We start from the raw sequence: 23,994 nt of genomic DNA, 5'->3' as shown, positions 1-23,994 counted from the left end.
CACGCGCGACCATGCACGCCGACGGCGGCGGGCCGGCACCGGCCGGCCCGCCGCCGGGGCCGACGTACGACGTGATCGAGGCGGGACCCGCGGGTGAGTGATTTCGGGCCGGTGCAGATGCGGAGCCCCGTGCTGACCGTGCGCCGCGTGGACGCGTACTACGCCATCACGGTCGTCGCGCCGGGCATCGCCGAGCGGTTCCGGTCCGGGCAGTTCGTGTCGGTGTCGGTCGGCGGGGAGCACTCCGGCATGCTGCTGCGGCGCCCCTTCGCCATCCACGACGTCAAGCCCGACTACGGCGGCACCGTCGAGTTCCTGTTCTCGGTGCGCGGCCCCGGGACCGCCTGGCTGGCCGAGCGCCGATCGCGCGACCTGCTCGACCTGGTGGGCCCGCTGGGCCGGCCCTTCCCGCTGCCGCGCGACCCCGTCAACTGCGTCCTGGCCGGGGGCGGGTCCGGCAGCGCCCCGCTGTTCCCGCTGGCGCAGTCGCTGCGCCGGCGCGGCTGCCGGGTCGACTTCGTCCTGGGCGCGGCGTCGGCCGACCGCGTCTTCAGCGCCATCACGGCGCGCCGGGTCGCCGAGACCGCCACGTTCACGACCGACGACGGCTCGTTCGGCGTGCGCGGGCGCGTCACCGACGCGCTGGGCGGGGTGATCGAGGACGCCCGCTCCGACGTCGTCTACGCCTGCGGGCCGATGCCGATGCTGCGCGAGGTCACCGCCGTGGGCGCCGCCCACGGGATCCCGGTGCAGGTGTCGGTGGAGGAGACCATGGCCTGCGGCACCGGGATCTGCATGAGCTGCGTGATCCCGGTCGTGGGCGACGACGGCATCACCCGCATGGTGCGCTCCTGCGTCGACGGCCCGGTCTTCCGGGGCGAGCGGGTGCGCTTCGACGACGTCGGCACCATCCCCTTCGACGCCCTCGGCGCCCCCGGCTGGAAGGCGCGCGCCGACAAGGACGGCATCGCCGACCGCGAGGCCGGCTGAGCGGTGCCGCCGATCACGATGGAGGGCATGCCCCGATGACCCCGGACCTGCGGACCCGGCTGAGCCACGTGGAACTCGACAACCCCGTCATGACCGCCGCGGGGTGCGCCGGGACGGGCCGCGAGCTGGCGCAGTTCTTCGACATCGCCCGCATCGGCGCGGTGATCACCAAATCGGTCATGCTGGAACCCCGGGCCGGGCGGCCCGCCCCGCGCATGGCCGAGACCCCCAGCGGGATGCTCAGCGCGATCGGCCTCCAGGGGCCCGGCGTCGAGGTCTTCCTCCAGCGCGACCTGCCGTGGCTGCTGTCGCGCGGGGGGCGCGCGGTCGCCTCGGTCGCCGGCGGGAGCGCCGCCGAGTACGCCGAGCTGGCCCGCCGCCTCTCGGCCGTGCCCGGGGTGCGGATGATCGAGGTCAACCTCTCCTGCCCCGACCCCGCGGCCCAGGGCCGGCACTTCACCGACGACCCGGCCGGGGCGGCGGCCATCGTGCACGCGGTGCGCTCGCACGCCCGCTCCGACATCCCCGTCTTCGCCAAGCTCGCCGCCGACGTGCCCGACCTGATCGGCCTGGCGGAGGCCTGCGTGGAGGCGCGGGCCGACGGCCTGTCCATGATCAACAGCATGCGGGGCATGGCCATCGACCCCCGCACGCTGCGCCCGGCCGTCGCCGGCGGCATGGGCGGGGTGTCGGGGCCGGCGATCCGGCCGATCGCCGTGGGGTGCGTCTACGAGGTCCACGCGGCCCTGCCCGAGGTCCCCATCATCGGGATGGGCGGCGTGCGCACCGGCGCCGACGCCCTGGAGTTCCTGGCCGCGGGCGCCTCGGCCGTCGCCGTGGGCACCGTGAACTTCTCCGACCCCTCGGCGTGCGTGCGCGTCCTGCGCGAGCTGGAGGAGCTCCTCGTCGAGCGCGGCGCCTCGGTCGGCGATCTGATCGGCGCCGCGCACCGCCCCATGGGGGCTGCGCTGGGGCGACACTGATCCGGCGCGCTCAGGCGGCCTGTAACGGGCCGTCGCCTCTCCGGTGCCCGTGTCCTGCCCGGCGGCCTGAACGGGTCGCTGCGTGCGACTGGGGGCCGCGGGGAGACATCGTGCCGCCACATGCATGAACCGGCCGCAAAGGGGAATCGCAGGTTGCAGTGTGTCCATGCCGATCATGTGCGAGCCACCCCACCGGCGGCCCGGACATGCCCGCTCATCACATCGACACGTCACACGTAAGGAGACCGATCGTGGCCGCGCCCATCGCCGTCGCCATCGACGCGCCCGACATCGAGACCGCGGCCCGCTGGGCCTCGGCCGTCGCCCCCCACGTCAGCACCGTCAAGGTGGGGCTGGAGCTGTACCTCCGCTACGGCCCCGAAGTGGTCGCCACGCTGCGCGGCGGCACCAAGGTCTCCGTCTTCCTCGACCTCAAGCTGCACGACATCCCGGCCACGGTGGCCGGCGCCGCGCGCAACATCGCCCGGCTCAAACCGTCGATCCTCACCGTGCACGCCGCGGGCGGGCGCGACATGATCGCGGCCGCCGTGGAGGCCGCGCCCGACACCGCCATCGCCGCCGTGACGGTGCTCACGTCCCTCGACGACGCCGCACTGGAGGGCGTGGGGATGCGCGGGCCGTCCCTGGACGCCGCGCGGCGCCTGGCGGTCCTGGCGGTCGAGGCCGGCGCCAAGGCGCTCGTCTGCTCGCCGCAGGAGGCCGCGTCGCTGCGCGCCGAGGTGGGCCCCGGCATCACGCTGATCACTCCCGGCGTGCGCCCGGCGGGCGCGGACAAGGGGGACCAGGCGCGCGTCGCGACGCCCGAGCAGGCGCTCGCGGCAGGGGCCGACCTGCTCGTGATCGGGCGGCCGATCACCCGCGCGGCCGACCCCGGCGCGGCGGCGGCGTCCATCGCGGCGGCGTTGCGCCGGGCGGAGTCGGCGTCGGCGTGAGAAGTGTTTTTCCTCGCCTGACGTGACCGATTTCGGACTTATAAAGGTGTCGGAAAGTGATGACCCGAAATTCGACGAAGGACGGCCGCGGTGACCTGCGCGGCCCGCGCGATGTGCTCTTTTGCGGTCGCCGCCGGAGTGCGTTCAACAGGGTCCAACGTCCTGAATTTGCCACCTCTCCGCAATCGGATGATGACAGAGTGTAATTAGTTGGATGAAATAGCGTTTGAAAGGCCACTTTGCGTTGCCGAACGGGGTCGGAACCTACTAACTTGCGCAGGCGTCCGCCCTCTACATACGAGAGAAAACCGAGGTGACCCGGCGTGGCCCTTCCTCCCCTCACACCTGAACAGCGCGCCGCGGCTCTGGAGAAAGCCGCGAAGGCCAGAAAAGAGCGCGCGGAAGTCAAGAACCGGCTGAAGCACGGTGGCGTGTCCCTCTCCGAGGTGCTCGCCGACGGTCAGGCCGACGACGTCATCGGCAAGATGAAGGTCTCGGCTCTGCTCGAATCGCTCCCCGGCGTCGGCAAGGTCCGCGCCAAGCAGATCATGGAGCGGCTGAACATCGCCGAGTCCCGCCGTGTCCGGGGCCTGGGCGCCAACCAGCGCGCGGCCCTGGAGCGCGAGTTCGGCGGCGGCGAATAGCCGGTACGGCCGGCACCGGCGGCGCCGCCTCCCCCATTTGAGGCGGCGCCCGCCGCGAGCGGCGGACCCCCGGACCGGGCGCCTTCACGGGCGCCCGGTCCGGGGCCCGGCCGCCGCCACACGACGTCCCGGCGGGCCGCGCACGCGGCCGGCCGGTGACGGTGCGGACACACGGCCGCGGTGCGACCGGTGCGACCCCCACGGGGCGGACCACCGGCCGCACCGCGGCTCAGTGGTATAAAAGACCGACCATCCCGGGCCCGGCCCCGCCGGAGACCGCGCCCGCGGGCGCCTCCGGCCGCCGCCCCGGGAGGCCCGTCCGTCCCGCGCCGTCCCGAGAGTCTGATCCGCACGTGTCCACTGCCTCCGGCACCGGGGCCGACCCCGTCGGCCCGGCCACACGGCTCATCGTCCTGTCCGGCCCATCGGGCGTGGGCAAGAGCACGGTCGTCCGGGAGATCCGCGACCACCACCCCGAGGTGTGGCTGTCGGTCTCGGCGACCACCCGCCCCCCGCGCCCCGGCGAGACCGACGGCGTCGAGTACCACTTCACCGACGACGACGGGTTCGACCGGCTGATCGCAGAGGGCGAGCTCCTCGAATGGGCCGAGTTCGCCGGCAACCGCTACGGCACCCCCCGGCGCCCCGTCGAGGACCGCCTGAGGACCGGGCGTCCCGTGCTGCTGGAGATCGACCTCCAGGGCGCGCGGCAGGTCCGCGAGAACATGCCGGGGGCGCTGCTGGTCTTCCTCGCCCCGCCGTCGTGGGAGGAGCTGGTCCGCCGCCTCACCGGGCGCGGTACCGAGGCCCCCGATGTCATCCAGCGCCGCCTGGAGGCCGCCCGCGTCGAACTCGCCGCCGAGAAGGAGTTCGACACCACGCTCGTCAACACATCCGTGCAGGATGTGCGGGACGAACTGCTAGCGTTGGTCCGCGCACCGCAGGTGTGAGGCCCGGCGTTCCCGGTCGCATATGCTCGGGAGCGCGAACAACCATCCCGCAGGCCCGCCGCAGGGCCCACGACCCACCAGGGGGACCCACGTGGCTGGCACCAGGCCCGTCGCCGAAGGCATCACCAACCCGCCCATCGACGACCTCCTCGAATGCGTCGACAGCAAGTACAGCCTGGTCACCATGGCCTCCAAGCGGGCCCGGCAGATCAACGCCTACTACGCCCAGCTGGGCGAGGGCCTGCTCGAATACGTCGGCCCGCTCGTCGAGACCCAGGTGCAGGAGAAGGCGCTGTCCATCGCGTTGCGCGAGGTCAAGTCGGGGCTGCTGACCGCGGAGCCCTACGAGGGTTCCTGAGGGGCGGACCGCGGGCGCCCCGCGCCCGTTGGCTAGAGTCCCTTTTGTGAACACTGACCACTCGCCCGAGGTCGTGCTGGGAGTCGGCGCGGGCATCGCCGCCTACAAGGTGTGCGAGCTGCTCCGCCGCTTCACCGAGTCCGGGCACCGCGTCCAGGTCGTCCCGACCGCCGACGCCCTGCGCTTCGTGGGCGAGCCCACGTGGGCGGCCCTGTCCGGGCGCCCGGTCGCCACCGGCGTGTGGGACCGTGTCCACGACGTTCCGCACGTGCGCATCGGCCAGGCGGCCGACCTCGTGTTCGTCGCCCCGGCGACCGCCGACCTTCTCGCCAAGGCGGCGCACGGGCTCGCCGACGACCTGCTCACGAACACGCTGCTCACCGCGCGATGTCCGGTGGTCTTCGCCCCCGCGATGCACACCGAGATGTGGGAGCACCCGGCCACCCGCACCAACGTCGCCACCCTGCGCTCGCGGGGGGCGATCGTGCTCGACCCGGCGGTGGGCCGGCTCACCGGGGCCGACACCGGCCGGGGCCGGCTCCCCGACCCCGACCACCTCTTCGCCGCGGCCCGGCGCGTCCTGGCGCGCGGGCGGGCCCCCGCGGACCTGGCCGGGCGGCGGGTGCTCGTCTCCGCCGGCGGCACCCGCGAGCCCATCGACCCGGTCCGCTTCATCGGCAACCGCTCGTCGGGCCGCCAGGGCTACGCGCTCGCCGCCACCGCCCTCGCCCGCGGCGCCGAGGTCGTGCTCGTGTCGGCCAACGTCGGACTGCCCGACCCCGCTGGCGCCGATGTGCGCCGAGTGGGCTCCGCGCTGGAGCTGCGCGAGGCCGTGCTCGCCGAACGGGCCAAGGCCGACGTCATCGTGATGGCCGCCGCCGTCGCCGACTTCCGGCCGGCGGCCAGCGCCGCGGGCAAGATCAAGAAGACCGGTGCCGGGCCCGCCCCCGTGGAGCTGGTCGAGAACCCCGACATCCTGCTGGAGCTCAGCCGCGAGCGCGCCCGCGCGGGCCAGGTGGTGGTGGGCTTCGCCGCCGAGACCGACCACGTCCTGGAGTACGGCCGCGCCAAGCTCGAACGCAAGGGCTGCGACCTGCTGGTCGTCAACCAGGTGGGCGACGGCCGGGCGTTCGGGACCGAGGACAACCAGGCGGTGGTGCTGGGCGCCGACGGCTCGGCCACCGAGATCCCCAACGGTCCCAAGGAGGACCTGGCCGACCGTGTCTGGGATCTCGTCGTACCGCGCCTGGCGTCCGACGATACCGATCGGTAGTGTTGCGCCATCAGCGACCCGGTTTCGCTGTACGCTACGGAATTCCCAGTACAGGGCCATGATCGGCACACGGCTGGAAATTGTCATGTGTCGTGCGTCACATTGTGCCCGCGGGCGTTCTGAAGAGGGCGTCTGCGGTCGCGCGGCGGCGCGGCGCCGCCCGGGCGAAGGCCGGGTCGCGAGGGCCGTACCATCGCTCTTCGAGTGCTGCCAGAGGCAGCCCACTACAGTGGAACAGCAAGAACCAACCGCGTCGGACGGTGTTCGCCGCAGGAGCCTCCCGTGCCCCTCGGTGCCGGGCCGCGCCGACAACTGTCAGCCAGCAGCCGCTGCAAGGAGTCCCTCAACGTGTCTCGTCGCCTTTTCACCTCCGAGTCGGTCACCGAAGGCCACCCCGACAAAATGGCCGACCAGATCAGTGACGCGATCCTCGACGCGATGCTCAAGGACGACCCGGCCAGCCGGGTCGCCGTCGAGACCCTGATCACCACCGGACAGGTGCACGTCGCCGGTGAGGTCACCACGCAGACCTACGTCGACATCCCCGCCATCATCCGCGACAAGATCCTGGCCATCGGCTACGACTCCTCCGCCAAGGGCTTCGACGGCGCCTCCTGCGGGGTGTCCGTCTCCATCGGCTCGCAGTCGCCCGACATCGCCCAAGGCGTCGACACCGCCTACGAGGCCCGCGTCGAGAACGAGGACGACCACCTCGACCGCCAGGGCGCCGGCGACCAGGGCCTGATGTTCGGCTACGCCAACCGCGAGACCCCCGAGCTGATGCCCCTGCCCATCAAGCTCGCCCACGCCCTGGCGCAGCGGCTTTCGGCGGTCCGCCGCGACGGCACCGTGCCCTACCTGCGCCCCGACGGCAAGACCCAGGTCACCGTCGAATACGACGGCCAGGTCCCGGTCCGGCTCGACACCGTCGTCGTCTCCAGCCAGCACGCACCCGACATCGACCTCAACGAGCTCCTGACCCCCGACATCAAGGAGCACGTGATCGAGCCGGTCGTGGCCAGCTACGGCCTCGACTCCGACAACTACCGGCTGCTCGTGAACCCCACCGGCCGCTTCGAGATCGGCGGGCCCATGGGCGACGCCGGGCTCACCGGCCGCAAGATCATCGTCGACACCTACGGCGGCTACGCCCGCCACGGCGGCGGCGCCTTCTCCGGCAAGGACCCGTCCAAGGTCGACCGCTCCGCCGCCTACGCCACGCGCTGGGTCGCCAAGAACATCGTCGCCGCAGGGCTGGCCGACCGCGCCGAGGTGCAGGTCGCCTACGCCATCGGCAAGGCCCACCCGGTCGGCGTGTTCATCGAGACCTTCGGCACCGAGCAGGTGGCCCCCGACGTCATCGAGAAGGCCGTCCTGGAGGTCTTCGACCTCCGCCCGGCCGCGATCGTGCGCGACCTCCAGCTGCTGCGCCCGATCTACTCCGGCACGGCCGCCTACGGCCACTTCGGCCGCGAGGAGCCCGAGTTCACCTGGGAGCAGACCGACCGCGCCCAGGCCCTGAAGTCCGCCGTCGGCGCCTGACCGGCCGCCGGGCCGACACCGCGACGGCCGCGCCCCGCAGGGGGCGCGGCCGTTTCACCTTTCCCGGCCGACGGCCCGAGCGGATCTGATTCGATCTTCCCAGTGGCGTGCGTCTCATGGCATGCTGTCGCGTGGCTACTGCATACGGTATGTCCGCATCGGTCGTCCGGCGGTGGCCGTAGGGAGGAGACCTCTTGTCCGCGCTGGCCGTACTGGACCGCGAGCGCTCCGTCGCATCGTGGGGATACAACCGGTGGCTGATCCCACCCGCCGCGCTGGCCGTGCACCTGTCGATCGGGCAGGCCTACGCCACCAGCGTCTACAAGAACTCGCTCGTGGCGCATTTCGACGTGGGCCAGACGGAGATCGGCGTCATCTTCTCCATCGCCATCGTCATGCTCGGCCTGTCGGCCGCCGTGGGCGGCACCTGGGTGGAGCGCAACGGCCCGCGCAAGGCGATGCTCGTCTCGGCCGTGTGCTGGAGCACGGGGTTCCTCATCGGCGCCCTGGGGATCGCCACGGGGCAGCTGTGGCTGCTCTACCTCGGCTACGGCGTGATCGGCGGCATCGGCCTGGGCATCGGCTACATCTCCCCGGTCTCCACCCTGATCAAGTGGTTCCCCGACCGCCCGGGGCTCGCCACCGGCATGGCGATCATGGGGTTCGGCGGCGGCGCCCTGGTCGCCACCCCGGTCTCCGACCAGCTCATGGGGTTCTACGACCCCTCCTACGACTCCGCGGTGGCCGGATCGGTCGCCTCCGGCGGAGCGCTGGTCGGGCTCTTCGTGACCCTGGGCCTGGGCTACCTGGTGCTGATGACCATGGGCGTGCTGCTCATCCGGGTGCCCCCGGAGGGCTGGCGGCCCGCCGGGTTCGACCCCGAAACCGTGCGCCGCGCCCCGATGATCACCACCGCGAGCGTGTCGGCCGCCACGGCCATCCGCACCCCGCAGTTCTGGCTGCTGTGGGTGGTGCTCTTCAGCAACGTCACCGCGGGCATCGGGCTGCTGGAGCACGCCAGCCCGCTCATCCAGGACTTCTTCCGCGACGGCACGGCCACCGCGGTCACCGCGGTCGCCGCGGGCGGGTTCGTCGGCATGCTGTCGCTGTTCAACATGGCCGGGCGGTTCGGCTGGTCGACCGCCTCCGACCGCATCGGCCGCAAGCCCGTCTACATCGTCTTCCTGGGCGCGGGCGCGATCTGCTACACGCTGCTGGCCACGGTCGGCGGCACCTCCACGGTGCTGTTCGTGGTCCTGGCCTGCGTCATCCTGTCGTTCTACGGCGGCGGCTTCGCGACCGTGCCCGCCTACCTGCGGGACCTGTTCGGCACCTACCAGGTGGGGGCCATCCACGGCCGGCTGCTCACCGCCTGGTCGGCGGCCGGGATCGCCGGGCCGCTCATCGTCAACGGATTCCTGGACGCCGAGGGCGAGCCGGGGACCCTGACCCAGAGCGCCTACCAGGCCCCGCTGTTCACCATGGTGGCGATCCTGGCGGTCGGCTTCGCCGCCAACCTCGCGATCCGCCCGGTCGCGGCGCGGTTCCACGAGCCCGAGGGCACCGCGGCCGCGCCCGGACCGGACCTCCGGGCACCCGGGACCGGGCCCCAGGCCCCCGGCGGGGGCACCCGCCGCATCCCGTGGCTGGTCCTGTCCTGGGCGGTGGTCGCACTGCTGCTGGGATACGCGGTCATCCGCGTCGCGCTGACCGCCGCCCGGCTGTTCACCGGCTGACCGCGGCCGGGGGCGGACCGCCCCCGGCGGGGCGTTCAGCGCTCCGGGAGCTTGGCGAGCGTCCACTTCTGCACGGCCTCCGAGGGGCCGTGCCGGAAGCGGCGCAGCCACAGCGTCGACGCCGTCAGCAGCACCAGGCAGACCGCGGCCCAGAGGCCCAGAACCCACCAGGGGCCGGTGCCGGCCAGCGTCGACGCCAGTCCCAGGCCGAACCCGTAGCAGGCGAGCACGCACAGCACGTTCTGCAGCACGTAGCCGCTCAGCGCCGTGCGGCCCAGCGACGACAGGGAGGTGACCAGCACCCCCGGGCGCCGCACCCGGTCCAGCGCCCAGCCGATGAGCCCGATGAGCCCGAGCGCCACCAGCGGCGCCGCCAGGTAGCGGTCGGCGAAGGTGAACGACGGCCCCGCCAGGGTCGTGGCGATGTTGAGCGGGAGCCCCAGCCCCAGGCCCCACGCCATCAGCCGTGCCCGGATGCGCCGCGCGGCGGCGTCGTCGCCGAACGCGCCCGCGCGGAAGAGCCGGACGCCCACCAGGAACAGCACCACCATCATCGCGAAGGAGATGACCGGTTCGAGTCGCAGCGGCACCGCGTGCTCCATCCGGAACGCGATCTGTTCGAGGTAGCCGCCCTGGGCGTAGAGGCCGACCACGTCGGCGGGCGCCCCGGTACCGGTGGCCTGGGCCGACAGTCCCCAGGTGAGCAGGACCATCAGCAGGCCGTGGACCACGGCGGCCGTCCACAGCGCGATGCGCCGCGCGCGCTCGGTGCGGGCGAGCAGCCAGGCCACCACCAGGGCGGTCACGGCGTAGCCCATGAGCACGTCCCACGCGAAGACCAGCGTGAAGTGGACGGCGCCCTCCGCGAAGAGGAACAGCGCCCGGCGCGGGTAGGCGCCGGGCCAGGCGCGGCCGTGCCGCTCGGCCGACCGGTACTGGATGGCCAGGCCCACCCCGAAGAGCACGGTCAGCAGGGCCAGGAACTTGCCGTTGGCCGCGAAGCGGACGATCGCCTCCAGCACCGTCGCGACCGACGGGTCGGCCGCAACGGCGGCGACCGGCGCGAGCGCGGCCCCGTTGAACAGGACCGCGGCCTCGGCGCCGGGCGCCGCGAAGAGCCACACGTTGGTGCCGAGGGTGCCCAGGACGGCCGTCCCGCGCAGGACGTCGAGGAGGGGCAGCCGCGCGCCCCCGTTCGGCCGCCCGGGCGGTGACTCTGCGGAGCGGGTCGCGGTCGGGTCCATCGTGTGCTGCCCCCTGATCGGCCGGTGCGGCCGCCGCCTCGGCGGCCGCGCAGGTTCTCAGGGTGGCCGCGGCGGGGGGCGCCGCGCGTCCCCCGGACAGCCGATCGGCCATGATGCTTTGGATGTAGACCCCGGCCTCGGGACGGCCACCGCCCCCGCGCGAGCCGCGGTCCGCCCGGCGGCACCAGGGCGCCGCCGGCGGCCCGGCTCCTGCCGGGCCGCCCGGTCAGATCCGGATGGTGGTGCTGCGGATGATCTCGAAGACGGGGTGGGCGGCCGCCTCCTTCTCGAACTCCTCGACGGGGGAGTCGGGCGACGCCTCGAAGTAGGGGGCGACCACCAGCGCCGTGCCCGGATCCTGCACGTACTCGCGCAGTACCGGGGCTGCGCGCTCCGGGCCGACCTCGACGACGCTGACCAGCTCGATCCACCCGCCGTGGCGCAGCGTGGCGAAGCCGTCGCGGCGGATGTTGCGCACCCAGCCCACCACGCCGTACGGGGCGACCAGGAACCGGCCCTGCTCGGTCTCGGCCAGGGCGACCGGGGTGGTGCGCAGGAAGCCGGACTTGCGTCCGCGCGTGGTCAGCAGCTGCACCCGGGACGGGCCGACCCCGTACCGGATGAAGCCTCCCAGGACGGCGTTGGCGGTGCGCCTCAGCTTCGTCATCCGGAAGTGAGTGGCTTCGTTGCCCATCGGCATCTCCCTCGTTCGGCTCCTCACCATATTGTGCTTTGTGGTGTTAGCGCCGCGAGCCGGAACGGCCCGCGGCGCGGCGCGCCGCGGGCCGCCACCTGCGGTCGCTCCGGCCCGGCCGCACAGGCGCCCGCGCGGCGCCGGGCCCCGCGGTCACGGGGATCAGCGGAACGCGGAGATCCCCGTGACCGCCTGGCCCAGGCTCAGGGCGTGGATCTCCTCGGTCCCCTCGTAGGTCGCCACCGTTTCCAGGTTCAGCATGTGCCGCAGGACCGGGTACTCCAGGGTGATCCCGTTGGCGCCGTGCACCGACCGCGCGGTGCGCGCCACCCGCTGCGCGGCGGCGACATTGGCGAACTTGCCGAAGCTGACCTGGTCGCGGTGGCAGTCGCCCCGGTCCTTGAGCCGCCCGATCTGGAGCGCGGTCAGCGCGGACTGGTTGACGTCGACCAGCATGTCGGCCAGCTTGCGCTGGGTGAGCTGGAAGGCGGCGATGGGGGACCCGAACTGCTCGCGGGTGAGCGCGTAGTCGCGGGCGGCCTCATAGCAGGCGCGGGCCGCCCCCGCCGCTCCCCACACGATCCCGTACCTGGCCTCGTTGAGGCACGACAGGGGGGACCCCAGGCCGCGCGAGCCCGGCAGCAGCGCGTCCGCGGGCAGCCGCACGCCCTCAAGGACGAGTTCGGCGGTGATCGAGGCGCGCAGCGACAGCTTGCGGTGGACCACATTGGCGGTGAACCCCGGCGTCCCGGCGGGGACGAGGAACCCACGGATGCCGTCGTCGGTCGCGGCCCACACCACGGCGACGTCGGCGATCGACCCGTTGGTGATCCACATCTTGGTGCCGTCGAGCACCCAGTTGGATCCGTCGCGGCGGGCGCGCGTGCGCATGGAGCCCGGGTCGCTGCCGGAGTCGGGCTCGGTGAGCCCGAAGCAGCCGATCGCCTCCCCGGCGGCCATGCGCGGCAGCCAATCGGCCTTCTGCTTCTCGGAGCCGAACTTGTGGATCGCGGCCATGGCCAGCGACCCCTGGACCGACACGAAGCTGCGCAGCCCGGAGTCGGCCGCCTCCAGTTCGCGGCAGGCCAGCCCGTAGGCGACGGCGCCCGCCCCGGCGCAGCCGTACCCCTCCAGGTGCATGCCGAACACGCCGAGGTCGCCGAAGGACTTGGCCAGGCCGCGCGGGTCGGGGATGGTCCCGGCGTCGAACCAGTCGGCGACCCGCGGCACCAGTTCGCGCGCCGCGAAGTCGCGGACGGTGTCGCGGATGTCGCGCTCTTCGGGCGAGAGCGTGCCGTCCACGGCGAGGAAGTCGTGGGGGTCGGGGGCGGCGGCCTTGCGCGGCTCACTCATGGGGTGGTGGTCCTTTCGGGTCCGGGTGTCCTGCGGTCGGAGCGGATGCGGATGGGGGCGCGGTGCGGTGCGGTGGCCCGGGGCGGGATCACTCGACGCCGTGCTGGTAGGCGGCCCCGCGCGCCAGCATCGCGTCGATCCGATCGGCGGGCAGGCCGAGTTCGGCCAGGACGCGGGACGTGTGCTGGCCCAGCAGCGGGGGAGGGGCGGCCGGTGCCCCGGCCGCCCCCGCCGGCGCGGAGTCCGTCCGGAACCCCGCGCGGACCGTCTCCAGCCGCCCCGCGAGCGGGTGGTCGGTGGCCAGCAGGACGTCGTCGCCGGCGGCCTCGGCGGTGCGCACGGCGTCGAGCACGCCGCGCACGCGGCCCACCGGGACCCCGGCCTCCAGCAGCAGGCCCGTCCAGGCCGCGGCGGGGCGGGTGCGCAGCGTCGCGCTGATCTCGCCGACGAGTTCGGCGCGGTGGGCGACGCGCTCGGGGTTGGTGGCGAACCGGGCGTCGGCGGCGAGGTCGGGGCGGTCCAGGACCTCGCACAGCCGCCGGTAGAGGGCGTCGTTGCCCGCGGCGATCACGATCTCGGAGTCGGCGGTGGGGAACGCCTGGTACGGCACGATGCTGGCGTGGGCGTTGCCGAAGCGCCCGGGCTCCTCCCCGGTCACCAGGGCGTTCTGGGCCACGTTGACCAGGCTCGACAGGGCGGAGTTGATCAGCGACACGGTGACGTGCTCGCCCCGGCCCGTGGCGCGGGCGCGCACGAGCGCGCCGAGCACCGCGACGGCGGCGTTGAGTCCGGTGAGGACGTCGGTGATCGCGACCCCGACCTTGGCGGGCGGCCCGTCGGCGTCGCCCGTCACGGCCATCAGCCCGCTCTCGGCCTGCACGATGAGGTCGAAGCCGGGCCGGCCCTCAGGGGTGTGCCCCGGGCCGAACCCGGTGATCGAGCAGTAGACCACGGCGGGGTTGCGCCGGGAGACGGCGGCGTGGTCCAGCCCGAGGCGCTCGATCACGCCGGGCCGGAAGTTCTGGACCACCACGTCGGAGCCGGCGCACAGCTCGCGCACCGCGGCCAGTCCGTCGGGGTCCTTGACGTCGACGGCAAGGCTCCGCTTGCCGCGGTTGACGGCGAGGTAGTAGGCGGCCTCGCCCCCGGCCGAGGGGGGTCCCCAGGCGCGGGTGTCGTCGCCGTGCCCGGGGTGCTCGACCTTGACCACCTCGGCGCCCATGTCGGCCAGCAGCATGGTCGCGTACGGCCCGGCCAGGACCCGGGACAGGTCGGTGACCCGGACCCCCGCCAGCGGCGGGGGCGTGCCGGACGGGGGCACCGCGCCGCCGCCCGCCGCGTCGTCGTTCGTCGTCTCCACCTGTGCGCTCCTCGTCTCCGCTGGGGGTCGGTTGTGAGCCGGTGTGGCGCGTCAGGGCCGGTCCGCGGGTGCGGCGGCCCCTTCGCGCAGCTGGTGGTAGGTCTCCAGGCAGCGGCGGAGCGCGGTGGTGAGGGCGGCGCCCGACTGCCCGGCGTAGCGGGTCTGCACGCGCTCGACGATCTCGGCGAGGTCGGAGGTCACCGAGAGCCCCTCGACCAGGGCGCGGAAGAAGTCCTTGGCGAGGTCGGTGAGCAGCGTGGTGTCGGCGGCGACGATGCGGCCGTCGGACAGCTTCACCGCGAGGACCACGCCCAGGCGCTCGTACTGCGCGTGGCTGGCCACGCCGTCGGGAAGCCGGGCGTAGCCGGAGACGAGGACCACATCGGGGTCCTGCAAGAGCTCGGATGTGCGATCGGGACGGCGCACGGGTCCCCCTCCATTGGGCAGCGTGAAACTCCGGTGTGCTGGAGTCTCGCGCCTGGCAGGGCGGCCGGGAAGAGCCGGGCGTCCTCAGCGGGAGGGCAGACGAGGCCAGTATCACCGATGGGCTCCGCCCATTGTCAATTCCCCCCGCCGATCCGCCCCGCGGCGCCTCCCGCTCGGCCTGCGGGGCGCCTCCAGGGCCCACAGGCACGCTCGATCGGGGGTCCCGGGTGCCCGGGTTGCGTGGGTTCCGGGCGGGTGCGATATAGTCCACCGCAGGTCATGAGCGCCAGCGTCAAGCCCCGGCTTGCTGGCCGGCAACCCTCCTTCCGCGGTGGGGTGCCCCGGGTGAGGACCAGGTCGAGACACGACCGCTTCGTAACCGTGTCAGGCAAGCGCGGACCCCGTCCGGTCCGGAGCCGCAGTGCTGCTGTGCGCTCCTCCCGGGGTCCCTGAGGGCCCTGGAGGTGCCACCATGACTGCCGTCGCCGAAAACCCGACCATCGATCCCCTCCCCACCGCCGGCCTCGCCGTAGTCGGGGCCGGCGTGCGTATCCCGCTGGTAACCGGCGAAGAGGTCGACTACGCCAACTTCGACTACGCCGCCAGCGCCCCGTGTCTGACCGCTGTGCGCGACGTGCTCGGCGACGCCCTGCCCTACTACGCCAGCGTGCACCGGGGCGCCGGGTTCCACTCCCAGGTCAGCACGGCGGCCTACGAGCGCGCTCGGCGCACGGTGGCGGCCTTCCTCGGCGCCCGGGACAACGACGCGGTGGTGTTCGTCCGCGGCACCACCGACGCCCTCAACCTGCTGGCCCGCTCCATCCCCGACCAGTGCACCGTCGTGGTGTTCGCCGGCGAGCACCACGCGAGCCTGCTGCCTTGGCAGCACCGCGGCAGCAGGGCCGGGCGCGTCGTGCGGCTGCCGCTGCCCGAGAGCCCGGCCGCGGCCGTCGAGGCGGCACGGGAGGCACTGCGGTCGGCGCCGGAGGGGCCGCGCCTGCTGTGCGTCACCGCGGCCTCCAACGTGACCGGCGAGATCTGGCCGGTCGAGGAGCTGACCGCCGTCGCCCACGCCGCAGGCGCGCGCATCGCGGTCGACGCCGCCCAGCTCGTCCCCCACCGGCGGTTCAGCCTGGAGGACACCGGCGCCGACTACGTCGCCTTCTCCGGGCACAAGCTCTATGCCCCCTTCGGCGCCGGGGTGCTGGCCGGGCGCACCGACTGGCTCCAGGCCGCCACCCCCTACCTCGCCGGCGGCGGCGCGACCGGCAACGTCACCGAGGACGACGTCCGCTGGAACGACCTGCCGGCCCGGCACGAGGCCGGCAGCCCCAACGTGCTGGGGGCGGTCGCCCTGGCCGCGGCCTGCGACGCGCTGACCGCGGCCGGGCAGGAGGCCCTGCACGCCCGCGAGCAGGCGCTCCTGGACCGGCTGCGGGCCGGGCTGGCCGCCGTTCCGGCGGTGCGCGATCTGAGCCTGTGGGACGCCGGCCACCCGCGCGTGGGCATCGTGTCCTTCGTCGTCGACGGGCTGCCCAGCGACCTCCTCGCGGCGGCGCTGTCGGCGGAGTACGGCATCGGGGTACGCGACGGCCTGTTCTGCGCGCACCTGCTCACGCGCTGCCTGCTGCCCGAGGGACACGCCCAGGCGGTGCGGGCGAGCCTGGGGCTGGGGACCACCGAGGAGCACGTCGACCGGCTGATCGGGGCCGTCGCCGAGCTGGCCGCGCGCGGGCCCCGCTGGGAGTACGAGGACGACGACGGGCGCATCGCCCCGGTGCCCGACGGCCGCGGCTTCCCCGATGTCCTTCCGGGAACTCCGGCATAAAGGGTCATAAATCTACAAAACGGTCAAAACGCGATCTTCTCCGTAAAGGTTGCATTCGACACCGTTAAATAATTCAATGGTGAAACACATCACTCACGACCGGTAACATCGGGCGCTAATGGGGGGCGGCGTACGTTCGCTCGCGGGGCACGGCCCCCGCGCGGCCGACCGGCGCCGCCCGGCACCGGCGACGGCCCGGGGGGCGCATCGTGACCGACAAGCGGCGGGCACTGCACATCGGCGAGGACCAGCCCCTCGCCGATATCCCCACGCCGCGCGTCATCCGCATCAGCGACCACCGCGCCCGTTCCCGGCCCTCCCGCCCCGACCCGTCCGGCGGCGCCGATACCGCTCCGCCGGCCCGGCTCGCCCAGTCCCGCCGGGGCTTCCTCCGCCGCGTCGTCGGCTACCTCGCCGCCGATGCCGGCATCCGCCAGTTCATCGACCTCGGATCCCGGCTGCCCGCCGGTGAGGGCATCGCCCAGACCGCGCGCGCCCACGACCCCGACGCCCGCGTCGTCTACGTCGACACCGACACCGCCGTCTCCCTGCACGGCACCACGCCGCCCGCCGGAAGCGCCGCCGTCCCCACCGTGGCCGTCGAGAGCATGCGCCCCGAGCTGATCGTCACCCGGCTCAGAGCGCGCGGGCTCATCGACTTCGGCGCCCCCGTCGCCGTCCTGCTCACCGACACCGCCCCCCTCGCCCTCGGGCACGGCGGCGACCCGCACCTCCCGCACGACCTCGTCCGCGCCCTGCACGCTGTCCTGTGCCCCGGCAGCCACGTCGCCATCGCCCAGCGCGTCTCCCCGGACCGCTCCGGCACCGCCCCCGCACCCGACGCGCACTCCCGCGAACTCGCGGCCGCGGTGTTCGAGCCGTTCACGGTGATCGAGCCCGGTCTCGCCGACCTCGCCTGGTGGCCCTACCCTGACGAGGAGGTCACGGCCGAGGGAACCGGGGTGCTGGCCGGCGTCGGGCGCAGGGACTGAGCCCGCCGCCCACGCGGGACGCGCCGGGCACCTTCCGGCGCCGGGGGGAGGAGACGGCATGAACTGGACCGGGGAGATACTTGCCCAGCTGGAGTTCCACTGGGACACCACGCTGTGGCCCCGCCTCCGGGGCCTTGGCGACGACGAGTTCTTCTGGGAGCCGGTCGACGGCTGCTGGTCGGTCCGGCCGCGCCCCGACGGCTCCTTCGCCGCCGACTGGGAGTGGCCCGAACCCGTCCCGCCGCCCTTCACCACCATCGCCTGGCGGCTCGGCCACATCGTCGTGGCCGTCCTCGAACTGCGCGTCAACCGCCACTTCGGCGACCGCACGCTCGACCTGGCCGATGCCCCCTGGCCCGGCAGCGCCGAGGAGGCGCTGACCCGGCTGCACGACGGCTACGAACTCTGGCGGGCCGGGGTGCGCGGCGTCGACATCGACGGCCTCGCCGCGCCCGTGGGCGAGGCCGAGCCCCCGCAGTGGGCCGACTTCCCGTTCGCCATGCTGGCGCTGCACGTCAACCGCGAGATCATCCACCACGGCGCCGAGGTCGCCTGTATGCGCGACCTCTACCGCGCCCGCCTCGCACCCGACGCGGCCCGCGTCCCCGACCCGGTGTGAGCCGGGGGTGTGATCCCGGACCCGCCCTTGCCGCGTGCGGCCGGCTCCGAGCCCGTTCACGGGACCGGAGCCGGCCGCACGCGGAATCGGGCCGGGCGCGGTGCCCGAACGGCCCGGTCGCGGCGCCCGCATACGGGCCGGCGGGCGGCCCCGCGAACCCGGGTCTAGGCGGGGACGGCTCCGGCCTCCCGCCGCCACGCCCGCGCATAGGCGTCGACCAGCCACCGGTCGGCCCACTCCTCGTCGGGCCGCTCCCGCAGCGGCGAGGTCCGCACCAGGCCGGTCAGCCTCCCCTCCATCTCCGCGGCGGCCTCCAGCGCCTCCTCCATGGTGTGCTCGCCGCGGCGCAGCTCCCGCAGCCACGTCGCCCACGGGTCGGGCATCGGCAGGGTGACCCGGCCGGTCTCCAGCATCTCCACGCCCTGCACGCCGAGCCGCACCATGTGGTAGGCGAACTTGACGTCGAACCCGTGCACCTCCACCAGTTCGGGGCGGTTGGTGTGCCGGCCGCCGCGCCGCCCCAGCATGCTGTCCCGCTGGGCGCGCAGGTAGCCGAGGAACCGGTGCCCGGCCCGGCGCGACAGGATGCGCTCCGCGGACGCGCGCAGCTCGCGGCCCAGCGGCGTCGCGGCGACGATCTCCTCCTCGGGCACGAAGAGGGGGAGCAGCACCGTGGGATTGCCGTCCAAGGCCAGGCGCAGCCACTTGCGCAGCGAGTACACGGTCAGGTCGAGGTCGCCCGCCCCCGAGCGGACCCCCTCGGGCTGGGTGCGGAAGATGTACTGCTCGAAGGAGCGCAGGCCGACCACGTACTCCGGGGGCTCCACGCAGATCCCCATCTCGTCGCGGTCGTCCTGCCCGGCGACGGTGATCCCGTGGACCCCCGAACCCACTTGGCAGCGCAGGATCGTCCCCCGCTCGGCGATCGCGGCGTGCTCCGGGCTCGAATGCCTCATCCGCGGAGTCCTTTCCCATCCGGACGCGACGGCCTCGCGCCGGGCACCTCCCGCGGCAGGGAAGTCGTCGAACGTACCGCGCACCGCCCGCCGGCCGCGACGGGTTTTCCGGGCGTTCCCGACATCGTCCGGTCCAGGGGCGGCCGTTCGCCTGGATGCCGTTTCCGGCCGAACCCGTTCACCGACCACCGGCCTGTGCCCTTCGCTGAGAGCACGGCAGGGCTCGATCGCGGACCATCCGGACCATCCGGACCAAGGCGCGCGGTTCACAGCCGTGTGCGACCGGCTGCGGGCGTGGGCGGCGGGCCCGGCGGAATCGCGGAAGAGGATCGCGGCGATCGCATGAGGTGCCTCCGGAGCACCTACGCCATGGCCTCCGGAGGCCGCGTCGGAGGCACGGAGGGCCCGGCGATCCGCATGCGCGACACGCGGCACCGGGACCAGGCCGCCACCACCGTCCCGGCCGCGGAACGGCCGGCGTTCGACGGCCGTGTCGACGAGCTGTGAGCGTCCGCCGGCGGCCGCCGGGGCGTCCGAACCCCGCCGGGATCCGGGGCCCGGCAGCCGGCGGTCAGACGACCTCCAGCGGGTCCATGCGGACCTGGGTCAGGTGTTCGTCCTTGCGGGCGCTGCGCGCCGACGCCGCGGCCTTCAGGGCGGCCGTCAGGCCGCGGATGTGCGAACGCGGCACCCGGAGCAGCGCGCGCTCGGTGCGGTCGTCCTCACCCCCCTGGGGCACCGGTACCGGTCCCAGCAGCTCCGCCGAATCGGGGAGGCGGAGCGCGTCCAGCAGCTCACGCACGTGCGGGGCGCCCCCGGTGACCGACGCCATGGCGACGGCGGGCGGGAAGCCCAGCTCGCGCCGGTCGGCCAGCTCCCGCTCGGCGAAGACGCCCGGATCCCAGCGGATCAGCGCCTGCGTGGCCGGCACGTTCGCGTCGGCGACCACCACCACCTCCCCGCCGTCGTCCGCGGCGCGCACCAGAGCGGCGGCGTTCAGCCAGCGGCGCAGCGCCTCCTCACCCGCCCGCAGATCGGCGCGGCCCAGCAGCGCCCAGCCGTCGAGCAGCACCGCCGCCGTGTAGCCGCCATCGGCGACCGGCTCCGCCCCGGGCGTGGCCACGACCAGAGCCGGACGGCCGTCCACACGGGTGAGGACGTCGTCGCGGCCCGAAGTGCGGACCTTCAGCGACGGGAACGCGCGCCCCAGCTCCTCGGCGGTGCGGCGGGCGCCGACCACGCCCGCGCGCAGCCGGGTCCCGCCGCAGGACCCGCACGCCCACCCGCCCGAGATCCGCCCGCACCAGCGGCAGTACGGCATGGCGTGCGCGCTGCGGAGGGCCAGCGGCCCCTGGCAGGACTCGCACCGCGCGGGCTCACGGCAGGACGAGCAGGCCAGCGACGCGATGTAGCCGCGCCGGGGCACCTGGATGAGCACCGGGCCTTTGGCGGCGGCCGCGCGCGCCACGCGCAGCGCCAGGCTGGGGATGCGCGCCGTGCGGGCGGCCTCGTCGCGGGACAGCTCGCTGTCGTCGTCGGTGGAGCGCACCCGTGGGGCGCGCCGGCGCAGGGTCTCCCGGTCGGCGGCGATGGGGTGTGCCCAGCCGGACTCCACGAGCTGGGCGCCCTCGGCGGTGGTGGTGAAGCCGCCGATCAGCGCGGCGGCGCCCGCTCGGTGGGCGCGCATGGACAGCACCGTCCGGGCGTGCGGGTAGGGGGCGCGCGGCTCGCTGTGGACATCGGCGCCGTCGTCCCAGAGCACCACCAGCCCCAGGTCGTGCACGGGGGCGAAGGTCGCGGCCCGGGTGCCCACCACGGCCCCGATCTCGCCGCGCAGCAGCGCCAGCCACCGGCGGTAGCGCTTCGTCGGGCCCAGCTCCGCGGTCAGCGCCACGTGCCGGTCGGCGCCCAGGCGCGCGGTCAGCGCGGCGTCGACCGTAGCGACATCGCGCCCGTCGGGCACCACCACAACGGCGCCCCGTCCCGCGTCCAGCGTGACGGCGACGGCCGCCGCGATCGCGTCGGCCCACGCCGGCCCGGGCAGCGCCCGCCACACGGCCCGCGGGGCCTGGCCGCTGCGCAGCGCGTCAAGGAACGACGGTCCGGCGGGGTAGTCGGCCCACGGGGCGGCGCCGGACGCCTCGGCGGATGGGACATCGGGCGAGATCGTGTCGACCGACGGGGCGGGAACGGCGTCGGCCTCCGGAGAGGCGGGCCCGAGGGGTTCGCTTTCGACGCCGATCGCAGGGTCCACGGTTTCAGCGGGTGGAGTACCCGCGTTGCCGGTAGCGGTGGAAGGCGTTTCGCCATCGCCGACCTGGGGGGGCGGAGCCCCCGTGCCGGAAGCGGGGCCGGGAGGCGCGGTCTCCGTGCGTCCGGGCTCTGGGGGATCGGCGAGAAGGCGCGTCGCAGCGGCGCCCGCCCCTTCCGGCGACACGTCCTCGGCAGCGGACCCACCGACACCGGGATCGGCGGCCGGGGCACCGGAGGCGATGCCGCTGGTCTCCGAGTGTGCGGCAGAGGGTGGGGACGGCCCGTCTCCGTCCTCGTGGCCGGACGTCTCCGCGCCGGATGCGTCATTTCCGGTGGGGTCCTCGACCGCCTCGGCCACGGCCTCCACAGCGGCGTCGGTCGCGGCCGCCGCGGCCCGCGCCGCCTCGGCCGCCTTCGCGGCCTCCTGCTCGACCCGGGCATGCCGCGGCGGGATGGCCAGCCGCAGTACGTCGTTGAGCGTCCCGGCGTAGCGGTCGGCGACGGCGCGGGCCAGCTCGCGGATCTCAGGGGTCAGCACGGGCTCGGGCGACACGACGTCGCGCAAGTAGGCCAACTGCCCTTGGAAGTCGGTGGTGTCCGCCCGCTCCAGCAGGTAGCCGGAAAGCACCTGGCCGCTGAAGGGCACGCGCACCCGGCAGCCCGGCACGGCGGACTCGTGCATGCTCTCCGGCACGTGGTAGTCGAACGGCCGGTCGAGGTGGGGGAGCGGAGTGTCGACCACGACCCGCGCGACCGGCAGCTCCGCGGCGGGCCGCCGCTTCTCGGGCGGCTTCCACGCGGCCACGGCGGCACGCGGCAGGTCGAACAGCATCCCGTGGCCGGGGTCGGACCGCTCGCTCAACAACACCTCCGGGTAGGAACCGTTCACGGGCGGCCGGGAGCGGCCGTCCACGCTCGGGCGGACCGTGCCGCGCGCGGGCGCGGTGGCGCGGCCGGTGCCCCGGGCCTGTCAGGGCCGACCGGAGCCTTCGGCGTCCGCGGCCGGCACCCGCGGCCGGAACGAGGCACGATGGCCGGTGCGCCGCGCCGCCCTGCCGACGCACGAGTCGACGCCACCAGGTTTACCAGAGCGCACCGACCGTCCCACCGGGTCCGGCCGGGCGCATCCGAGGGCTCGACGACCACGCGCCCGCGCGCCGCGCTCGCGCACCCGGCACGTCCGCCGCCCACCGGATGCGGGGACACGCCCCGTGGCCCACCCCTCGCACTGTCCCCCGGTCCGTCCCGCCGACCCGCCTTCGCCCCGTCCCGTCCGTCCATCGGCCGGCCGGTCGGGTCCACTGGGCGCGGGACGGCGGTGCGGCGGCGGGCTGCTGGTAGACATGAGCGGGAACACCCCCGATGTTGAGTGAGAACGGTCGCCGATGAAGCTGGTCTTCGCTGGAACCCCGGAAGCCGCGGTGCCCTCGTTGCGGGCGCTGCTGGGCTCCGCGCATGAGGTCGCCGCCGTCGTCACGCGGCCCGACGCCGCCTCCGGGCGGGGACGGAAGGTCTCGGTCAGCCCGGTCGCCGAAGTGGCCGCCGAGGCCGGGGTCGAGACCCTGAAGCCCGCGAAGGCCGACGACCCGGAGTTCCTGGACCGGCTGCGCGCCATCGCCCCCGATTGCTGCCCCGTCGTGGCCTACGGCGCGCTGCTCCGCCAGGAGGCACTGGACATCCCCCCGCGCGGGTGGGTGAACCTGCACTTCTCGCTGCTGCCGGCCTGGCGCGGGGCGGCGCCCGTTCAGCACGCCATCCTCCACGGCGACGACGTCACCGGCGCGGCGACCTTCGAGATCGAGCGCGGCCTCGACTCCGGCCCGGTCTACGGGATGGTCACCGAGACGATCGGCCCCCGCGACACCAGCGGCGACCTCCTCGAACGGCTGGCGCACTCGGGGTCCGAGCTGCTCCTGCGCACCCTCAACGGCATCGAGTCCGGCACGCTCGCCGCCCGGCCCCAGACCGCCGAAGGCGTGTCGCTGGCCCCCAAGCTCACCCCGGCCGACGCCGAGACCGACTTCACCGCCCCCGCCATGCGGGTGGACCGGGCGATCCGCGCCTGCACCCCCGCCCCCGGCGCGTGGTCGACCTTCCGCGGCACCCGCATCAAGCTCGGCCCCGTCACCCCCGTTCCCGACGCGCCGCAACTGCCGCCGGGACGGCTCGACGTCGGCAAGGGCCGGGTCCTGGCCGGCACCGCCACCCACCCCGTCGAACTCGGCGAGGTCCAGCCGCAGGGCAAGCGCCGCATGCCGGCCCTTGACTGGGCCCGCGGTGTCCGCCCCACCGGCGACGACCGCCTGGGCGGCTGACGGACCCCAGTCGCCGGGAGCGGGGCCGAAGGCGTCCCGGCGCACATTTCGGCACGGGGCCGCGCGCCCCGCCGCGCGAGCGGCCTCTGCTCGATACGGGCGGGGCCGGCCGCCCGCATCGCCGCGCTCGGGCACGGCGATCGGCCGGCATCGGCGGTCGGAGAAGGCGCCGGGCCGGGCTTCGCGGAGTCGAGTTCGCCTCCTGCCACCGGCGGCGTCCGCGGCACCCGCCGGGGCCGGGCGGCGGGCCCGCCCGCCTCCCGCTCGGAGGGCCGGCGGCCGGACCGAACCCCGTCCGTGCCCCGTGGGTTCGCGGTGCGCCAACGGCGGTGTCGATGCCCGCTCCCGCCGCCCGGCCCTTCACCGAGCGCGCCGATGCGAACCGGCACCCGGCGCCGCCGGTCGAGGCGCGGATGCCGCGTCACCGGGCCCAGGGGCTCGCGTATCCTCTGGACCGGGCCCGCTCCAGGCCGTTGCCATGGTGCCCGGCGGCGGGCCGTCCCGGTTTCCTGTGCCTGAGGCGGA

General features: G+C 74.5%; 21 protein-coding genes and 1 riboswitch. Of the genes, 14 read left to right on the top strand and 7 right to left on the bottom strand.

The features are described from left to right. The first annotated feature begins 93 nt into the window (after positions 1–93). From ACFO4E_RS06510 to ACFO4E_RS06470, 9 genes are all read left to right on the top strand, one after another. Positions 94–990: a dihydroorotate dehydrogenase electron transfer subunit gene (locus tag ACFO4E_RS06510; protein WP_378572114.1), complete on the top strand. Its 897-nt coding sequence runs from the start codon at positions 94–96 to the stop codon at positions 988–990. A gap of 35 nt (positions 991–1,025) precedes the next feature. Further along, positions 1,026–1,973 carry a dihydroorotate dehydrogenase gene (locus ACFO4E_RS06505; RefSeq protein ID WP_378572113.1) on the top strand — a complete coding sequence of 316 codons (948 nt, stop codon included), beginning with the start codon at positions 1,026–1,028 and terminating at the stop codon, positions 1,971–1,973. A 251-nt stretch (positions 1,974–2,224) separates the two neighbouring features. Further along, positions 2,225–2,926, top strand: coding sequence for an orotidine-5'-phosphate decarboxylase (gene pyrF, locus ACFO4E_RS06500; RefSeq protein WP_378572112.1), 702 nt, complete (start codon positions 2,225–2,227; stop codon positions 2,924–2,926). A 323-nt stretch (positions 2,927–3,249) separates the two neighbouring features. Further along, positions 3,250–3,570: an integration host factor, actinobacterial type gene (gene mihF / locus ACFO4E_RS06495; protein WP_378536730.1), complete on the top strand. Its 321-nt coding sequence runs from the start codon at positions 3,250–3,252 to the stop codon at positions 3,568–3,570. 353 nt (positions 3,571–3,923) lie between these two features. Continuing rightward, entirely contained in the window at positions 3,924–4,520 is a 597-nt protein-coding gene (gmk, locus tag ACFO4E_RS06490) for a guanylate kinase (protein ID WP_378572111.1), read from the top strand. Between the two features lie 91 nt (positions 4,521–4,611). Next, a complete protein-coding gene (rpoZ, locus tag ACFO4E_RS06485) occupies positions 4,612–4,878 on the top strand; it encodes a DNA-directed RNA polymerase subunit omega (protein WP_378536727.1) in 267 nt (88 codons plus the stop codon). Between the two features lie 46 nt (positions 4,879–4,924). After that, complete coding sequence (gene coaBC, locus ACFO4E_RS06480) at positions 4,925–6,151, top strand: bifunctional phosphopantothenoylcysteine decarboxylase/phosphopantothenate--cysteine ligase CoaBC (RefSeq protein WP_378572110.1); 1,227 nt, start codon at positions 4,925–4,927, stop codon at positions 6,149–6,151. Positions 6,152–6,499: 348 nt separating this feature from the next. Next, positions 6,500–7,693, top strand: a complete 1,194-nt coding sequence (gene metK / locus ACFO4E_RS06475) for a methionine adenosyltransferase (protein ID WP_378572109.1) — start codon at positions 6,500–6,502, stop codon at positions 7,691–7,693. Positions 7,694–7,896: 203 nt separating this feature from the next. Continuing rightward, complete coding sequence (locus ACFO4E_RS06470; protein WP_378572270.1) at positions 7,897–9,429, top strand: OFA family MFS transporter; 1,533 nt, start codon at positions 7,897–7,899, stop codon at positions 9,427–9,429. A gap of 35 nt (positions 9,430–9,464) precedes the next feature. On the opposite strand, the gene ACFO4E_RS06465 is transcribed toward ACFO4E_RS06470, so the two are convergent. The 5 genes from ACFO4E_RS06465 to ACFO4E_RS06445 all read right to left on the bottom strand — a co-directional run bounded on the left by ACFO4E_RS06465 (position 9,465) and on the right by ACFO4E_RS06445 (position 14,506). Continuing rightward, the gene (locus ACFO4E_RS06465) at positions 9,465–10,673 is read right to left on the bottom strand and encodes a DUF418 domain-containing protein (protein ID WP_378572108.1); all 1,209 of its coding nucleotides are present in this window, start codon (positions 10,671–10,673) and stop codon (positions 9,465–9,467) included. 226 nt (positions 10,674–10,899) lie between these two features. Continuing rightward, positions 10,900–11,367 carry a nitroreductase/quinone reductase family protein gene (locus ACFO4E_RS06460; protein ID WP_378572107.1) on the bottom strand — a complete coding sequence of 156 codons (468 nt, stop codon included), beginning with the start codon at positions 11,365–11,367 and terminating at the stop codon, positions 10,900–10,902. 162 nt (positions 11,368–11,529) lie between these two features. Further along, complete coding sequence (locus ACFO4E_RS06455; RefSeq protein WP_378572106.1) at positions 11,530–12,720, bottom strand: acyl-CoA dehydrogenase family protein; 1,191 nt, start codon at positions 12,718–12,720, stop codon at positions 11,530–11,532. An 88-nt stretch (positions 12,721–12,808) separates the two neighbouring features. After that, a complete protein-coding gene (locus tag ACFO4E_RS06450) occupies positions 12,809–14,080 on the bottom strand; it encodes a CaiB/BaiF CoA transferase family protein (protein WP_378572105.1) in 1,272 nt (423 codons plus the stop codon). Between the two features lie 51 nt (positions 14,081–14,131). Further along, entirely contained in the window at positions 14,132–14,506 is a 375-nt protein-coding gene (locus ACFO4E_RS06445; protein ID WP_378572104.1) for a DUF3870 domain-containing protein, read from the bottom strand. Positions 14,507–14,781: 275 nt separating this feature from the next. Beyond that, positions 14,782–14,907: riboswitch (SAM riboswitch) on the top strand. 71 nt (positions 14,908–14,978) lie between these two features. On the opposite strand from ACFO4E_RS06445, the gene ACFO4E_RS06440 reads away from it, so the two are divergent. The 3 genes from ACFO4E_RS06440 to ACFO4E_RS06430 all read left to right on the top strand — a co-directional run bounded on the left by ACFO4E_RS06440 (position 14,979) and on the right by ACFO4E_RS06430 (position 17,945). Further along, complete coding sequence (locus ACFO4E_RS06440) at positions 14,979–16,334, top strand: aminotransferase class V-fold PLP-dependent enzyme (RefSeq protein ID WP_378572103.1); 1,356 nt, start codon at positions 14,979–14,981, stop codon at positions 16,332–16,334. A 209-nt stretch (positions 16,335–16,543) separates the two neighbouring features. Next, positions 16,544–17,326 carry an SAM-dependent methyltransferase gene (locus tag ACFO4E_RS06435; RefSeq protein WP_378572102.1) on the top strand — a complete coding sequence of 261 codons (783 nt, stop codon included), beginning with the start codon at positions 16,544–16,546 and terminating at the stop codon, positions 17,324–17,326. Positions 17,327–17,384: 58 nt separating this feature from the next. Beyond that, positions 17,385–17,945: a DinB family protein gene (locus tag ACFO4E_RS06430; RefSeq protein WP_378572101.1), complete on the top strand. Its 561-nt coding sequence runs from the start codon at positions 17,385–17,387 to the stop codon at positions 17,943–17,945. A gap of 164 nt (positions 17,946–18,109) precedes the next feature. Here the strand turns inward: ACFO4E_RS06430 and ACFO4E_RS06425 are convergent, their stop codons facing one another. Further along, entirely contained in the window at positions 18,110–18,901 is a 792-nt protein-coding gene (locus tag ACFO4E_RS06425) for a nucleotidyltransferase domain-containing protein (protein WP_378572100.1), read from the bottom strand. A 342-nt stretch (positions 18,902–19,243) separates the two neighbouring features. Between ACFO4E_RS06425 and ACFO4E_RS06420 the strand changes: the two genes are divergently transcribed. Then, positions 19,244–19,408, top strand: coding sequence for a hypothetical protein (locus tag ACFO4E_RS06420; RefSeq protein ID WP_378572099.1), 165 nt, complete (start codon positions 19,244–19,246; stop codon positions 19,406–19,408). A 64-nt stretch (positions 19,409–19,472) separates the two neighbouring features. Here the strand turns inward: ACFO4E_RS06420 and ACFO4E_RS06415 are convergent, their stop codons facing one another. Next, positions 19,473–22,016 carry a primosomal protein N' gene (locus tag ACFO4E_RS06415; RefSeq protein WP_378572098.1) on the bottom strand — a complete coding sequence of 848 codons (2,544 nt, stop codon included), beginning with the start codon at positions 22,014–22,016 and terminating at the stop codon, positions 19,473–19,475. A gap of 523 nt (positions 22,017–22,539) precedes the next feature. Here ACFO4E_RS06415 and fmt point away from each other — a divergent pair. Further along, positions 22,540–23,469 (top strand): methionyl-tRNA formyltransferase, encoded by a 930-nt coding sequence (gene fmt, locus ACFO4E_RS06410; RefSeq protein WP_378572097.1) that lies wholly within the window; start codon positions 22,540–22,542, stop codon positions 23,467–23,469. Positions 23,470–23,994 lie beyond the last annotated feature (525 nt).

The sequence above is a fragment of the Nocardiopsis mangrovi genome (assembly GCF_042653925.1).
GTDB lineage: Bacteria > Actinomycetota > Actinomycetes > Streptosporangiales > Streptosporangiaceae > Nocardiopsis_B > Nocardiopsis_B mangrovi.
Note: the sequence above shows the minus strand (reverse complement) of the source record. Positions and strands in the feature narration are given on the sequence as shown.